Origin of the sequence: Salmonella sp. SAL00653 (genome assembly GCF_046552515.1) — a bacterium.
Lineage (GTDB): Bacteria > Pseudomonadota > Gammaproteobacteria > Enterobacterales > Enterobacteriaceae > Salmonella > Salmonella enterica.
Window position 1 is genome coordinate 45,799 of sequence record NZ_JBGDTY010000020.1, and the last position, 14,904, is coordinate 60,702.

The 14,904-nt window shown below is 53.2% G+C and carries 17 protein-coding genes; 13 read left to right on the top strand and 4 right to left on the bottom strand.

Annotation, left to right across the window (positions count from 1 at the left end; translation table 11 throughout):
- The first annotated feature begins 32 nt into the window (after window positions 1–32).
- The 8 genes from lptM (at window position 33) to corA (ending at window position 7,136) form a co-directional block, all read left to right on the top strand.
- The gene (gene lptM, locus ACLJRU_RS20410; RefSeq protein ID WP_000799903.1) at window positions 33–236 is read left to right on the top strand and encodes an LPS translocon maturation chaperone LptM; all 204 of its coding nucleotides are present in this window, start codon (window positions 33–35) and stop codon (window positions 234–236) included.
- Window positions 237–272: 36 nt separating this feature from the next.
- The gene (gene dapF / locus ACLJRU_RS20415; RefSeq protein WP_001160671.1) at window positions 273–1,097 is read left to right on the top strand and encodes a diaminopimelate epimerase; all 825 of its coding nucleotides are present in this window, start codon (window positions 273–275) and stop codon (window positions 1,095–1,097) included.
- Entirely contained in the window at window positions 1,094–1,801 is a 708-nt protein-coding gene (locus ACLJRU_RS20420; protein ID WP_001541196.1) for a DUF484 domain-containing protein, read from the top strand. The genes dapF and ACLJRU_RS20420 overlap by 4 nt, the downstream gene beginning before the upstream one ends.
- On the top strand, window positions 1,798–2,700 hold the full coding sequence (xerC, locus tag ACLJRU_RS20425; RefSeq protein WP_000132872.1) for a tyrosine recombinase XerC: 903 nt from the start codon (window positions 1,798–1,800) through the stop codon (window positions 2,698–2,700). Before ACLJRU_RS20420 ends, xerC begins: the two co-directional genes overlap by 4 nt.
- Window positions 2,700–3,416: a 5-amino-6-(5-phospho-D-ribitylamino)uracil phosphatase YigB gene (gene yigB / locus ACLJRU_RS20430; RefSeq protein WP_001213560.1), complete on the top strand. Its 717-nt coding sequence runs from the start codon at window positions 2,700–2,702 to the stop codon at window positions 3,414–3,416. The genes xerC and yigB overlap by 1 nt, the downstream gene beginning before the upstream one ends.
- Before the next feature lie 135 nt (window positions 3,417–3,551).
- Window positions 3,552–5,714, top strand: a complete 2,163-nt coding sequence (gene uvrD / locus ACLJRU_RS20435; protein ID WP_000383436.1) for a DNA helicase II — start codon at window positions 3,552–3,554, stop codon at window positions 5,712–5,714.
- 259 nt (window positions 5,715–5,973) lie between these two features.
- Window positions 5,974–6,030, top strand: a complete 57-nt coding sequence (gene ysgD, locus ACLJRU_RS20440) for a YsgD/CorL family protein (protein ID WP_212723238.1) — start codon at window positions 5,974–5,976, stop codon at window positions 6,028–6,030.
- A 155-nt stretch (window positions 6,031–6,185) separates the two neighbouring features.
- Window positions 6,186–7,136 (top strand): magnesium/cobalt transporter CorA, encoded by a 951-nt coding sequence (gene corA / locus ACLJRU_RS20445; RefSeq protein WP_000947139.1) that lies wholly within the window; start codon window positions 6,186–6,188, stop codon window positions 7,134–7,136.
- A 47-nt stretch (window positions 7,137–7,183) separates the two neighbouring features.
- Here the strand turns inward: corA and ACLJRU_RS20450 are convergent, their stop codons facing one another.
- Window positions 7,184–7,564: a hypothetical protein gene (locus tag ACLJRU_RS20450; RefSeq protein WP_023235412.1), complete on the bottom strand. Its 381-nt coding sequence runs from the start codon at window positions 7,562–7,564 to the stop codon at window positions 7,184–7,186.
- 174 nt (window positions 7,565–7,738) lie between these two features.
- On the opposite strand from ACLJRU_RS20450, the gene ACLJRU_RS20455 reads away from it, so the two are divergent.
- Window positions 7,739–8,035 carry a hypothetical protein gene (locus ACLJRU_RS20455; protein WP_001170054.1) on the top strand — a complete coding sequence of 99 codons (297 nt, stop codon included), beginning with the start codon at window positions 7,739–7,741 and terminating at the stop codon, window positions 8,033–8,035.
- 39 nt (window positions 8,036–8,074) lie between these two features.
- Here the strand turns inward: ACLJRU_RS20455 and rarD are convergent, their stop codons facing one another.
- Entirely contained in the window at window positions 8,075–8,962 is an 888-nt protein-coding gene (rarD, locus tag ACLJRU_RS20460) for an EamA family transporter RarD (protein WP_000339081.1), read from the bottom strand.
- Between the two features lie 43 nt (window positions 8,963–9,005).
- Complete coding sequence (yigI, locus tag ACLJRU_RS20465) at window positions 9,006–9,473, bottom strand: acyl-CoA thioesterase YigI (RefSeq protein WP_001277136.1); 468 nt, start codon at window positions 9,471–9,473, stop codon at window positions 9,006–9,008.
- A 164-nt stretch (window positions 9,474–9,637) separates the two neighbouring features.
- On the opposite strand from yigI, the gene pldA reads away from it, so the two are divergent.
- The 3 genes from pldA (at window position 9,638) to rhtC (ending at window position 13,104) form a co-directional block, all read left to right on the top strand.
- The gene (pldA, locus tag ACLJRU_RS20470) at window positions 9,638–10,507 is read left to right on the top strand and encodes a phospholipase A (RefSeq protein ID WP_001201692.1); all 870 of its coding nucleotides are present in this window, start codon (window positions 9,638–9,640) and stop codon (window positions 10,505–10,507) included.
- Window positions 10,508–10,590: 83 nt separating this feature from the next.
- Entirely contained in the window at window positions 10,591–12,420 is a 1,830-nt protein-coding gene (recQ, locus tag ACLJRU_RS20475; protein ID WP_001533487.1) for an ATP-dependent DNA helicase RecQ, read from the top strand.
- Window positions 12,421–12,483: 63 nt separating this feature from the next.
- Window positions 12,484–13,104, top strand: coding sequence for a threonine export protein RhtC (rhtC, locus tag ACLJRU_RS20480; RefSeq protein ID WP_000928814.1), 621 nt, complete (start codon window positions 12,484–12,486; stop codon window positions 13,102–13,104).
- 39 nt (window positions 13,105–13,143) lie between these two features.
- On the opposite strand, the gene rhtB is transcribed toward rhtC, so the two are convergent.
- A complete protein-coding gene (gene rhtB, locus ACLJRU_RS20485; protein WP_000142526.1) occupies window positions 13,144–13,764 on the bottom strand; it encodes a homoserine/homoserine lactone efflux protein in 621 nt (206 codons plus the stop codon).
- A 110-nt stretch (window positions 13,765–13,874) separates the two neighbouring features.
- On the opposite strand from rhtB, the gene pldB reads away from it, so the two are divergent.
- Window positions 13,875–14,891, top strand: coding sequence for a lysophospholipase L2 (gene pldB, locus ACLJRU_RS20490; protein WP_000487685.1), 1,017 nt, complete (start codon window positions 13,875–13,877; stop codon window positions 14,889–14,891).
- Window positions 14,892–14,904: the final 13 nt, after the last annotated feature.

Consider the following 14,904-nt stretch of genomic DNA (forward strand, 5'->3'; position numbering starts at 1 on the left):
AATAGAAAGCATGAACTTACAGGCAATCCATAATGAAAAACGTGTTTAAGACACTCGCTGTACTTCTGACTCTGTTCAGCCTGACGGGCTGCGGTTTGAAAGGGCCGCTTTATTTCCCGCCAGCCGATAAAAATGCGCCGCCGCCGACGAAAAAAGTCGATTCGCAAACGCAGTCCACGATGCCCGATAAGAACGATCGCGCAACGGGAGATGGCCCGTCCCAGGTCAATTACTGAGGATAGTTTTCTGTCCCCGCGTGAACGGAGTGAATGATGCAATTCTCTAAAATGCATGGCCTTGGCAACGATTTTATGGTCGTCGACGCGGTAACGCAGAATGTCTTTTTTTCGCCGGAACTGATTCGTCGGCTATCCGACAGACACCTGGGCGTAGGGTTCGATCAGCTGCTGGTGGTTGAGCCGCCCTATGATCCTGAGTTGGACTTTCATTACCGCATCTTCAACGCCGACGGCAGTGAAGTCTCGCAGTGCGGCAATGGCGCGCGCTGTTTCGCGCGATTTGTTCGCCTGAAAGGGCTAACCAATAAACGCGACATTCGGGTCAGTACCGCGAATGGCCGGATGGTACTGAGCGTCACGGAAGATGAACTGGTGCGGGTGAATATGGGGGAGCCAAACTTTGAACCCGCGCAGGTGCCTTTTCGCGCCAACAAAGCGGAAAAGACGTATATTATGCGAGCGGCGGAACAGACCATACTGTGCGGCGTGGTTTCAATGGGCAATCCGCACTGTGTTATTCAGGTTGATAACGTCGACACGGCGGCCGTTGAAACGCTGGGGCCGGTTCTGGAAAGCCATGAGCGTTTTCCCGAACGCGCCAACATTGGTTTTATGCAGGTTGTAAGACGCGAGCATATCCGGCTGCGAGTCTATGAACGCGGCGCAGGGGAGACCCGCGCGTGCGGCAGCGGCGCGTGCGCTGCCGTTGCCGTGGGGATTCAGCAGGGGCTGCTGGCTGAAGAAGTACGCGTGGAATTACCGGGCGGTCGGCTGGATATCGCCTGGAAAGGTCCGGGTCATCCGTTATACATGACTGGTCCGGCGGCACATATCTACGACGGATTTATCCATTTATGAAGCAACCAGAGGAAGAACTACAGGAAACGCTCACGGAACTGGACGATCGAGCGGTCGTCGATTACCTGCGCCACCACCCTGAGTTTTTTATCCGTAACGCCCATGCCGTGGAAGCGATGCGTGTTCCACATCCCGTGCGGGGAACGGTTTCGCTCGTTGAGTGGCATATGGCCCGCGCGCGTAATCACATCAATGTGCTTGAAGAAAATATGACGCTGCTGATGGAACAGGCTCATGCCAATGAAAGCCTGTTTTATCGCTTGCTGCATCAGCAAAGCCGTCTGGTCGCCGCGGATAGTCTGGATGAGATGCTGATGCGGTTTCACCGCTGGGCGCGCGATTTGGGGCTTGCCGGCGCGACGCTGCGTTTGTTCCCGGATCGGTGGCGTCTTGGAGCGCCATCGCGCTATACGCATCTGGCTTTAAACCGTCAGGCCTTCGAGCCGCTGCGTATTCAACGACTGGGACAGTCGCAGCATTATCTTGGCCCGCTAAACGGCCCGGAACTGCTGGTGGTCTTGCCGGAGGCGAAGGCTGTAGGCTCGGTAGCTATGTCGATGATGGGCAGCGATGGCGACCTCGGGGTGATTCTCTTCAGCAGCCGTGACCCGCACCACTATCAGCCGGGGCAGGGGACGCAGCTTTTACAGGAGATCGCGCTGATGCTGCCGGAACTGCTGGAACGCTGGATTAAACGCGTATGACGGATGTCGCGCTTTCTCAGGATGTCTCGCGGTTCCTGCGCTATTTAGGCGTGGAGCGCCAGCTTAGCCCCATTACCCTGCTGAACTACCAGCGTCAGCTTGATGCCATTATCGCTTTAGCCGGAGAAGCCGGGCTGAAAAGCTGGCAACAATGTGACGCTGCGATTGTGCGCAGTTTTGCGGTGCGCAGTCGGCGTAAAGGGCTTGGCCCTGCCAGTCTGGCGCTACGTCTCTCGGCATTGCGAAGCTTTTTTGACTGGTTAGTCAGTCAGGGCGAATTGAAAGCTAACCCGGCGAAGGGCGTCTCCGCACCGAAAGCGCCGCGTCATCTGCCGAAAAATATTGATGTCGACGACGTTAACCGCCTGCTGGACATCGATCTTAACGATCCGCTCGCCGTACGTGACCGGGCGATGCTGGAGGTCATGTACGGCGCGGGGCTGCGTTTATCCGAACTGGTTGGCCTGGATATAAAGCACCTCGATCTCGATACCGGAGAAGTGTGGGTAATGGGTAAAGGCAGCAAAGAGCGACGCCTGCCGATTGGCCGTAACGCGGTGACGTGGATTGAGCACTGGCTGGATCTGCGCGGCCTGTTCGCCAGCGATGAAGAGGCGTTATTCCTGTCGAAGCTCGGCAAGCGTATCTCCGCGCGCAATGTCCAAAAACGGTTCGCCGAATGGGGCATAAAGCAGGGGCTAAACAGCCACGTGCATCCACATAAGCTGCGCCATTCGTTCGCGACCCATATGCTGGAATCGAGCGGCGATCTGCGCGGCGTGCAAGAGCTGCTGGGTCATGCCAACCTTTCCACCACCCAAATTTATACTCATCTTGATTTTCAACACCTTGCTTCAGTGTACGACGCGGCGCATCCGCGCGCTAAACGGGGGAAATAATGCGTTTTTACCGGCCTTTGGGGCGTATTGCCGCGCTCACCTTTGACCTGGATGATACCCTTTATGATAACCGTCCGGTGATTTTGCGTACTGAGCAGGAAGCGCTCGCTTTTATGCAAAATTATCACCCGTCGCTACGTTCGTTTCAAAACGTCGATTTACAGCGGATACGGCAGGCGGTGCGTGAAGCGGAGCCGGAAATCTATCATGACGTTACCCGCTGGCGCCATCGCGCGATAGAGCAGGCCATGCGGGATGCGGGATTATCGGCGCAGGAGGCCATTGCCGGCGCGAATGCGGCGATGATGCATTTTGCCAAATGGCGCAGCCAGATTGAGGTTCCGCAGGCTACCCATGAGACATTACAGCAGCTTGCGAAAAAATGGCCGCTGGTGGCGATCACTAACGGCAACGCCCAGCCGGAACTGTTTGGTCTCGGCGATTACTTTAAGTTTGTACTGCGCGCCGGCCCGGATGGACGTTCCAAGCCGTTTAGCGACATGTATTTCCTAGCGGCGGAAAAGCTGCATGTGCCGATCGGCGAGATCCTGCATGTCGGCGACGATCTGACTACCGATGTGGCTGGCGCTATTCGCTGTGGGATGCAGGCCTGCTGGATTAAACCTGAAAATGCCGACCTGATGCGGACGCAGGACAGCCGTTTACTGCCGCATATCGAAATTTCTCGGTTGGCATCTCTCACCTCGCTGATATAATCACCAGTAGTTCTGTATAAATTCCCAGTTATTCTGGTGGATGGCGCTATGCTTATCCGCCCTACGATAAGTAGCCCCGGTAAGCGAAGCGCCACCGGGCGTTTTTAGTTTTCATGTTTTTACGCGGCGGTGCCAATGGACGTTTCTTACCTGCTCGACAGCCTTAATGATAAACAGCGCGAAGCGGTGGCCGCGCCACGTAGCAACATGCTGGTGTTGGCGGGCGCGGGAAGCGGGAAAACCCGCGTGCTGGTGCACCGTATCGCCTGGTTACTGAGCGTAGAAAACAACTCGCCATATTCCATCATGGCGGTGACCTTTACCAACAAAGCGGCGGCGGAAATGCGCCATCGTATTGGCCAGTTGATGGGGACCAGCCAGGGTGGAATGTGGGTAGGGACGTTCCACGGTCTGGCGCACCGCCTGCTGCGCGCGCATCATATGGACGCTAATTTGCCGCAGGATTTCCAGATTCTCGACAGCGAAGATCAGATGCGTTTGCTTAAACGCCTGATTAAGGCGATGAATCTTGATGAGAAGCAGTGGCCGCCGCGTCAGGCGATGTGGTACATCAATAGCCAGAAAGACGAAGGGCTACGCCCGCACCATATTCAAAGCTATGGCAACCCGGTGGAACAGACCTGGCAGAAGGTGTATCAGGCCTATCAGGAAGCGTGCGATCGCGCTGGTCTGGTGGATTTCGCCGAGCTACTGCTGCGCGCTCATGAACTATGGCTGAACAAGCCGCACATCCTGCAACACTATCGCGAGCGGTTTACTAACATCCTGGTGGACGAATTCCAGGATACCAACAACATTCAGTACGCCTGGGTTCGTCTGCTGGCGGGCGATACTGGTAAGGTGATGATTGTCGGCGACGATGACCAGTCGATCTACGGCTGGCGCGGGGCCCAGGTAGAGAACATCCAGCGCTTCCTCAATGATTTCCCCGGCGCGCAGACCATTCGTCTGGAGCAGAATTACCGCTCGACCAGCAACATCCTTAGCGCGGCGAACGCTCTGATTGAAAACAACAACGGGCGTTTGGGTAAAAAGCTGTGGACTGACGGCGTTGACGGCGAACCGATATCTCTGTACTGCGCTTTCAACGAACTGGATGAAGCGCGCTTTGTGGTTAACCGTATCAAAACCTGGCAGGACAACGGCGGCGCGCTTGCGCAATGCGCCATCCTTTATCGCAGCAACGCCCAGTCGCGCGTGCTGGAAGAAGCGTTATTACAGGCCAGTATGCCGTACCGCATTTACGGCGGTATGCGCTTCTTCGAACGCCAGGAGATCAAAGATGCGCTCTCTTATCTGCGTTTGATTGCCAATCGCAACGATGATGCCGCCTTTGAACGCGTGGTGAATACCCCAACGCGCGGCATCGGTGACCGCACGCTGGACGTGGTGCGCCAGACCTCGCGCGATCGCCAGCTAACATTGTGGCAGGCGTGCCGTGAATTGTTACAGGAAAAAGCCCTGGCCGGGCGTGCGGCCAGCGCGCTGCAACGCTTTATGGAACTGATCGACGCCCTGGCGCAGGAAACTGCCGACATGCCGCTGCATGTGCAGACTGACCGGGTGATCAAAGATTCCGGCCTGCGCACCATGTATGAGCAAGAAAAAGGCGAGAAAGGCCAGACGCGCATCGAAAACTTAGAGGAACTGGTGACGGCGACGCGGCAGTTCAGCTACAACGACGAAGATGAAGATTTGATGCCGTTGCAGGCCTTCCTCTCTCACGCGGCGCTGGAAGCGGGCGAGGGGCAGGCGGATACCTGGCAGGATGCGGTACAGCTGATGACGCTGCACTCGGCCAAAGGGCTGGAGTTTCCGCAGGTGTTTATCGTCGGCATGGAAGAGGGCATGTTCCCCAGCCAGATGTCGCTGGATGAGGGCGGGCGTTTGGAAGAGGAGCGTCGTCTGGCCTACGTCGGCGTTACCCGTGCCATGCAGAAACTGACGCTAACCTATGCCGAAACTCGCCGTCTGTACGGTAAAGAGGTCTACCATCGCCCGTCGCGTTTTATCGGCGAGTTGCCGGAGGAGTGCGTGGAAGAGGTCCGTCTGCGCGCCACCGTCAGTCGTCCGGTGAGCCATCAACGAATGGGAACGCCGCTGGCGGAAAACGACACAGGCTACAAACTCGGCCAACGCGTGCGCCATGCGAAGTTCGGCGAGGGAACTATTGTCAACCTGGAGGGCAGCGGCGAGCATAGCCGGTTGCAGGTGGCTTTTCAGGGGCAAGGGATCAAATGGCTGGTTGCCGCGTATGCGAAGCTGGAAACGGTTTGACCGACTCTCATAGTGCCGGATGGCGCGTCTTATCCGGCCTACGCGCTGGCTAACATTTTGATTTGTAGGCCGGATAAGGCGAAGCCGCCATCCGGCGATATATTGATGTTAATATTCTGAAATCATAGATAAATACTCTCACTCTGCTAACCTTTCTGCATAAGGGGAAATTATTGCTTTTTCGCGTTTCGTTGCGTGTTGACGGCAAATTTTTGCTGGCGTAACATGCGCCCACGATTACGCTAAGAGGACATTCGCCTTGGACACACCCAGTAGATACTGGCTCATTATCCTGTCATCCAGGATCAACTCCTAAGGCTATCCCTTTTTGCTGATAGCCTTAGCGGTTGTCAGCGACCTTTCATTTTTTCCCGTCGCGTTGAGTCAGGCTGTTTAATGGTCTGAAACCCAATTTGTTTCTGTGTGCCCATCTGAACTGTCCGATATTTTTACGCATTGGGAGTCCCGGTCATGCTGAGCGCATTTCAACTGGAAAAAAACCGACTGACCCGGCTGGAAGTCGAGGAGTCACAAAGCCTGATTGATGCCGTATGGGTCGATTTGGTCGAACCGGACGACGACGAGCGATTGCGCGTACAATCTGAGCTGGGCCAGAGTCTGGCGACGCGTCCTGAACTGGAAGATATCGAAGCATCCGCGCGCTTCTTTGAAGACGAAGACGGACTGCATATCCACTCCTTCTTCTTCTTCGAAGATGCGGAAGATCATGCCGGTAACTCTACGGTGGCATTCACTATTCGCGATGGCCGTCTGTTTACGCTGCGTGAACGCGAACTGCCCGCCTTCCGTTTGTATCGTATGCGCGCCCGCAGCCAGGCGATGGTCGACGGTAATGCTTATGAATTACTGCTCGATCTGTTCGAAACCAAAATTGAACAGCTAGCGGATGAGATCGAAAACATTTACAGCGATCTGGAAAAACTGAGCCGCGTCATTATGGAAGGGCATCAGGGCGATGAATACGACGAAGCGCTCTCCACGCTGGCGGAACTGGAAGATATCGGCTGGAAGGTACGCCTGTGTCTGATGGATACCCAACGCGCGCTGAACTTCCTGGTGCGCAAGGCGCGCTTACCGGGCGGACAGCTGGAGCAGGCGCGTGAGATCCTGCGCGATATCGAATCTCTGCTGCCGCACAATGAATCGCTGTTCCAGAAGGTGAACTTCCTGATGCAGGCGGCGATGGGTTTTATCAACATCGAGCAGAACCGCATTATCAAAATCTTCTCGGTGGTTTCCGTGGTGTTCCTGCCGCCGACTCTGGTCGCTTCCAGCTATGGGATGAACTTCGAGTTTATGCCGGAACTGAAGTGGAGCTTTGGTTATCCAGGCGCGATTATCTTTATGATTCTGGCGGGGCTTGCGCCGTATCTGTACTTTAAGCGCAAGAACTGGCTGTAAAATATACGGACTGGCGATTTAACCGCCAGTCCGTTGGAAGTTCTTCATCATGAGGAAAGTTCTTGTTTTGAAGAAGCGATGAAAGATAGCAGTAGTGTTGTGAGTATTACCCAGGCAATATTGAGTTGTATACCAATGTTATCGCAATCAGCCCCATTGAGTGCGACACTGACTGTACAGAAGACATTTACACCTATAGACAATGCGATGAAATAAAGTGCCCTGCAACCTGAATCTCTGATTCTCTTCGCGCCAATATTAATATAGATATAGGTATTGGCAATAATAAATATTAAATTAAGATATTGGTTTTTAGGCATTATAGTAAATAATATTATCCATGATGATAATGTATAAATAACAAACTTTGCTCGCTTCAATGTATCCCTTGGGGAAGGGTGAAAAATATCTTTAATAATCCTAATCATATTATTTTTTCCATATTGATAACCAACTTCAGATCTCACATGTAAATATATTACACTGAATTTTCTAATGACAGCAATGGTAATTAATGTCATGATAATTACGCTGTACAGCAATCGATAATAATTAAATATATTATCTGGTAATTAACAATTTCAATGAATGGATTTCATAAAATGCAAAAGAAAAATTTCTGGCAAATTTATTTTGGTAAAGACCCTTTTTCTAAAGCCGAATTCATTAAAGCCTGGATTGGATGGTGGGTGATTGCTATTGTCCTGCTCGGTGTACTGTCGATTTGTACTTCATTAAATTTGAGGGGGATTGGAATAGCGTTGGGATTCGGCTTTTGCCAGATCCATGCCCGCTATTTAACGTTTGTTGGTTGGAATAAGTTTATTGGTGTGTTGGGCGTGTTTCCAGTAACAAATATTATATTATTTATTGTATTGCTATTTACTAAGAAGAAATAACATAAAATGGCAGCCAGATAATAGCTGCCATTTTATTATTTAATGCTTACGCCGCTGCGTATAAATCGCATCCATCACGAAAATCGCCAGCGCGACCCAGATAAACGCAAATGTCACCATCTTATCCGCGCCCGGCACTTCGCCATAAAACGTCACCGCCAGTAAAAACATCAGCGTTGGGCCGATATACTGGAAAAAGCCCAGTGTAGAAAGACGCAGACGCGTAGCCGCTCCGGTAAAGCACAACAGCGGAATCGTAGTGACCACACCCGCCGCCATTAACAGTAAGTTCAACGATAATGCGTTTTGCCCCATATGGCTGGTAGGGCTATCGGCGATGCCAAACAGATAAATTGCCGCGACCGGCAGCAGCCATAGCGTTTCGACCAGCATACCCGTCTGCGCTTCAACGGCGATCTTCTTACGCACCAGGCCGTAAAACGCAAAACTAAACGCCAGCCCCAGCGCGATAATCGGCAGTGAACCAAAGGTCCAGAGTTGCACCAGCACGCCGCACACCGCCAGAATCACCGCCAGCCACTGCATTCGACGGAAGCGTTCGCCAAGAAAAATCATCCCCAGCAAGATGTTAACCAGCGGATTAATGAAATAACCCAGGCTGGCCTCCAGCATATGGTGATTATTTACCGCCCAAATGAACAATAGCCAGTTACCGCCGACCAGTACGGCGGACAGGGCCAGCAGGAAAATCTTCTTTGGCGTTTTCAGTAGGCGCTTAACCTGTCGCCACTGCCGACTGACGCTAAGCAGCGCCACCATAAAGAAAAATGACCAAATCACGCGGTGCGTCAGGATCTCATCTGCGGGAACGTAATAGATCAGCTTGAAATACGCGGGGGCGATCCCCCAAATAAAATAGGCGGCAAGAGCGAGTAATACGCCCTGCCGTGTTTGTTTTGCGTCCATCCGGAAAACTCGTATCTGAAGTGTAACAACAGTTTACCTGCTTTTATCCCACCATATAAGTAGCGGTGGCGCTGGCGATGTACAGCTGATCTTCATTGTGTAATTCCACGCGGGCGACGGCCACTTTATTCCCTGCGCGCAGCAGGCTACTGGTGGCCGTAAAGCGGTTGCCTCTGCCCGGACGCAGGTAATCGACGCGCAGGTCAATCGTACCCATCCGCGACAGGCGCTGGCGTAGTTCATCTTCGCTGATGGTTTCGTGGCGAGTTAGCGTGCTGCCGACGCATACCAGTCCGGCGGCGACATCCAGCGCAGAGGCGATCACGCCGCCGTGTAAAATGCTTTGCGCCCAGTTGCCGACCATCATCGGCTGGTTGTTGAAGGCCAGTTGGGCGAACGCTTTTTCATAGCGTTCCAGCTCCAGCCCTAACGCCCGATTAAACGGCATGTGGTAGACAAACATTTCACCCACTAATTTCAGAGCTTGTTCAGCGGTAAGTACAGCGGACATAGATTCCTGACACCTCATTGGTTAATGAAATGTTGATATTATGCTTCTTAATTGTTGTTTTCTACTTTAAGAAGGGATAACTAACGGCTATGTGTGTAAATATGTAAAAATGGTTGGCAGAGAATGATTCAAGCTGAAAATACTTCGTCAGGAGAACGTCAAGAATGCGGGCGATTTTGAGAGGGTTGTTGCCAGCCACGCTACTGCCATTAGCGGCATATGCACAAGAAGCTACGATAAAAGAGGTTCATGATGCGCCTGCAGTACGGGGAAGTATCATCGCTAACATGCTACAGGAGCATGATAACCCTTTTACGCTTTACCCTTATGACACGAACTACTTGATCTACACGAACACCAGCGATCTGAACAAAGAGGCCATAAGTACCTACAACTGGTCTGAAAACGCACGTAAAGATGAAGTGAAATTTCAGTTGAGCCTGGCGTTTCCGCTGTGGCGCGGAATACTGGGGCCGAACTCGGTACTGGGCGCTTCCTATACGCAGAAATCCTGGTGGCAGCTTTCCAACAGTAAAGAGTCTTCGCCGTTTCGCGAAACCAACTACGAACCGCAGCTTTTTCTTGGTTTTGCTACCGATTATCGCTTTGCCGGCTGGACGCTGCGCGACGTAGAGATGGGCTACAACCATGACTCTAACGGACGTTCGGACCCCACCTCGCGTAGCTGGAACCGTCTGTATACCCGTCTGATGGCCGAAAACGGTAACTGGCTGGTAGAGGTCAAACCGTGGTACGTGATTGGCAGTACCGATGATAATCCGGACATCACCAAATATATGGGTTATTACCAGCTTAAAATCGGTTATCACCTGGGCGAGGCGGTATTAAGCGCCAAAGGCCAGTACAACTGGAATACAGGCTACGGCGGCGCGGAAGTTGGATTAAGCTATCCGGTCACCAAACATGTCCGGCTTTATACCCAGGTGTACAGCGGCTATGGCGAATCGCTGATCGACTATAATTTTAATCAGACACGTGTCGGCGTCGGCGTGATGCTTAACGATATCTTCTGATTGGATTGTGTTTTAAACATTGCAGTTTCTCTCGCAGGCGCTGAAAATAGCGCCTGTTTTGATTTATGGTGAACGGGGTTAATGTGGCGCAGGCGGAAGTGTTGAATCTGGAATCAGGGGCCAAACAGGTTTTGCAGGAAACCTTTGGCTACCAACAGTTTCGCCCGGGCCAGGAAGCGATTATTGATACTGCGCTCTCCGGTCGCGACTGTCTGGTCGTCATGCCCACCGGCGGCGGCAAATCTCTGTGCTATCAAATCCCCGCGTTGTTGCTGGATGGATTGACCGTCGTCGTTTCGCCCTTGATCTCGTTGATGAAAGACCAGGTCGATCAGCTACTGGCGAACGGTGTGGCGGCGGCGTGCCTGAACTCCACTCAAAGCCGCGAGCAGCAGCTTGAGGTGATGGCGGGGTGCCGTACCGGACAGATTCGTCTGCTGTATATTGCGCCGGAACGCCTGATGCTGGACAACTTTCTTGATCATCTGGCGCACTGGAATCCGGTATTGCTGGCGGTGGATGAAGCGCACTGTATCTCGCAGTGGGGTCATGATTTCCGTCCGGAATATGCGGCTCTCGGTCAGCTTCGCCAGCGTTTTCCCGCTTTGCCGTTTATGGCATTGACCGCCACCGCCGACGACACCACGCGCCAGGATATTATTCGTCTGCTTGGGCTTAACGATCCGTTAATCCAGATCAGTAGCTTTGACCGACCGAATATCCGCTACATGCTGATGGAGAAGTTTAAGCCGCTCGACCAGCTAATGCGCTATGTTCAGGAGCAACGCGGCAAATCGGGTATCATCTACTGCAACAGTCGGGCGAAAGTGGAAGATACCGCCGCGCGCTTGCAAAGTCGCGGCATTAGCGCGGCGGCCTATCATGCGGGGCTGGAAAACGCTATTCGCGCCGATGTGCAGGAAAAATTTCAGCGCGACGATCTGCAAATCGTGGTGGCGACCGTCGCTTTTGGAATGGGCATAAACAAACCTAACGTACGTTTCGTCGTGCATTTCGATATCCCGCGTAATATTGAATCCTACTATCAGGAAACGGGCCGCGCCGGGCGCGACGGACTGCCTGCGGAAGCCATGCTATTTTACGATCCGGCTGATATGGCCTGGCTACGCCGTTGTCTGGAAGAGAAACCAGCCGGACAGCTTCAGGATATTGAACGGCATAAACTGAATGCGATGGGCGCTTTTGCCGAAGCGCAAACCTGCCGCCGCCTGGTATTACTTAATTACTTTGGCGAAGGCCGACAAGAACCGTGCGGCAACTGCGATATCTGTCTCGATCCGCCCAAACAATATGATGGCTTAAACGATGCCCAGATTGCGCTTTCTACCATTGGTCGGGTTAACCAGCGTTTTGGCATGGGCTACGTTGTCGAGGTGATCCGCGGCGCGAATAACCAACGCATCCGCGATTTCGGTCATGACAAACTCAAGGTTTATGGCATGGGACGCGAAAAGAGCCATGAGCACTGGGTGAGCGTGATTCGCCAGCTCATTCATCTGGGGCTGGTAATGCAAAATATTGCGCAGCACTCCGCATTACAGTTGACGGATGCCGCGCGTCCGGTACTCCGTGGAGACGTTCCGCTAAAGCTTGCGGTGCCGCGCATCGTCGCCCTCAAACCCCGCGTGATGCAGAAATCGTTCGGCGGTAATTACGATCGCAAATTGTTCGCTAAGTTGCGCAAGCTGCGTAAAGCTATCGCTGATGAAGAGAATATCCCGCCGTATGTGGTCTTTAACGACGCCACGTTGATAGAAATGGCGGAACAGATGCCGGTTTCCGCCAGCGAGATGTTAAGCGTTAACGGGGTTGGGATGCGCAAACTGGAGCGCTTCGGGAAAGAATTTATGGCGCTCATCCGCGCGCATGTCGATGGTGATGACGAAGAGTAGTCAGCCCGGCAAAAAAGTGCCAGGATGGTGACTCACTGAACTATTTCCCCGCGAGCCATTTTTATGTTGATGCTATTTTTCACCGTGGCAATGGTGCACATCGTTGCGCTAATGAGCCCCGGCCCCGACTTTTTCTTCGTGTCTCAAACTGCTGTCAGCCGTTCGCGTAAAGAAGCGATGATGGGCGTACTGGGCATTACCTGCGGCGTGATGGTATGGGCGGGCGTGGCGCTGCTTGGCCTGCATCTCATCATCGAAAAAATGGCCTGGCTGCATACGATCATTATGGTAGGCGGCGGTCTGTACCTGTGCTGGATGGGCTATCAGATGCTGCGCGGCGCGCTGAAAAAACAGGATGCGGCGGCGTCTTCTCCGCACATTGAACTGGCGCAGAGCGGGCGCAGTTTTCTCAAAGGGCTGTTGACCAATCTGTCGAATCCTAAAGCGATTATCTATTTTGGTTCCGTTTTTTCACTGTTTGTCGGCGATAACGTCGGCGCTGCGGCGCGCTGGGGTATTTTCGCGTTAATCACCCTGGAAACGCTGGCCTGGTTTACCGTAGTCGCCAGCCTGTTCGCGCTGCCGAAAATGCGCCGCGGCTATCAGCGTTTGGCGAAATGGATTGATGGCTTTGCCGGCGCTCTGTTTGCGGGCTTTGGTATTCACCTGATTATTTCGCGTTAATTTACCTCCGGGCCGGATAAACATCATCCGGCACGACTATCACGCGTGTCTTGCCGACGCCAGGAGCGCGCCTACCAGCATAAACAACGAACCAAACGCTTTATTCAGCGCCTTCATCTGCTTTGGTCCTTTAATCCAGGCGGCAATGCGCTGCGCCAGTGTGGCGTAACCGGTCATCACAATCATATCCACCACAATCGTGGTGACGCCGAGAATGAGGTACTGCGCCAGTTGCGGTTGCTGCGGCATGATGAATTGCGGAAACAGGGCGGCAAGAAAGACAATGCTTTTGGGATTGGTTAGATTGACAAAGACCGCGCGTTTGAACAGCCGACCCCGCGATTGCGTCTGGGCGAGAGTATGCAGATCGATAGCGCCTGCGGCGCGCCACTGCTGAATACCCAGCCAGATAAGATAAGCCGCGCCAGCCCATTTCAGGATTTCAAAAGCGATGAGCGAGCGCGAAAAGAGCGTACCCAGTCCGACGCCCACCAGTACGATATGTATCCCCAGCCCGGTCTGGAGTCCGGCGATAGAAGCCACTGCGCCACGATATCCATGGTTGATAGACGTCGTCATGGTATTGATGGCGCCTGAACCCGGAGAAAGACTCAACAGAGTTGAGGTCAGTAGATAGGCGAACCACCATTCAAAGGTCATGCGAAACTCCCTGGTTGTCTGTTTTTGTGCCACAATACGCTACTGCCGCTGTGTTGTGTCAGGCACGACGCAAAAAACGATTTTACCTGGTAAACGAGGCCGAAAACCCGATGTTTCAGCAGCAAAATGACTGGGAAACAAGAGAAAATGCGTTTGCCGCTTTTGCTATGGGGCCGCTGACCGATTTCTGGCGTCAGCGGGAAGAGGCGGAGTTTATCGGCGTGGGTAACATTCCGGTGCGCTTTGTCCGTTTTCGAAATGATTCCAACGATCGGACGATCGTCATTTGTCCTGGCCGCATTGAGAGTTATGTAAAATACGCTGAACTGGCGTATGACCTTTTTCATCTCGGTTTTGATATCTTCATCATCGACCACCGTGGTCAAGGGCGCTCCGGGCGGATGTTATCGGACCCGCATCGGGGTCATGTCGATCATTTTAACGATTATGTTGAGGACTTAGCGGCGTTCTGGCAGCAGGAAATTGAGCCGGGGCCGTGGCGTAAGCGTTATATCCTGGCGCACTCAATGGGGGGCGCGATAGCCACCCTGTTCCTGCAACGCCATCGTGTGCGGTGCGACGCTATTGCGCTCACCGCGCCGATGTTTGGTATTGTGATACGCTTGCCTTCCTTTATGGTGCGCCATATTCTCGACTGGGCCGAAGGGCACCAGCGTATCCGTGAAGATTACGCTATTGGTACCGGTCAGTGGCGGGCGTTGCCGTTTGGGATGAATGCGCTGACCCACAGCCGCCAGCGTTATCAGCGCAACTTACGATTTTATGCCGACGAGCCGCAGCTGCGCGTTGGCGGCCCCACTTGGCATTGGGTACGCGAAGGCATTCTGGCGGGTGAGCAGGTACTGGCTGGGGCGAGCGATGACACGACGCCTACGCTACTGATTCAGGCGGAAGAAGAGCGGGTAGTGGATAACCGCACCCACGATCGTTTTTGTGAAATTCGCGCCGCGGCGGGATACCCTTGTGAAGGGGGAAAACCGCTGGTTATCAAAGGCGCGTACCATGAGATCCTTTTTGAAAAGGACGCCATGCGCTCAGTCGCGCTTAACGCCATTGTTGAATTTTTCAACAAGCCTAATTTATCCAGCGGAAATCGCTTTGCTTAGAGGTTAAATTTTA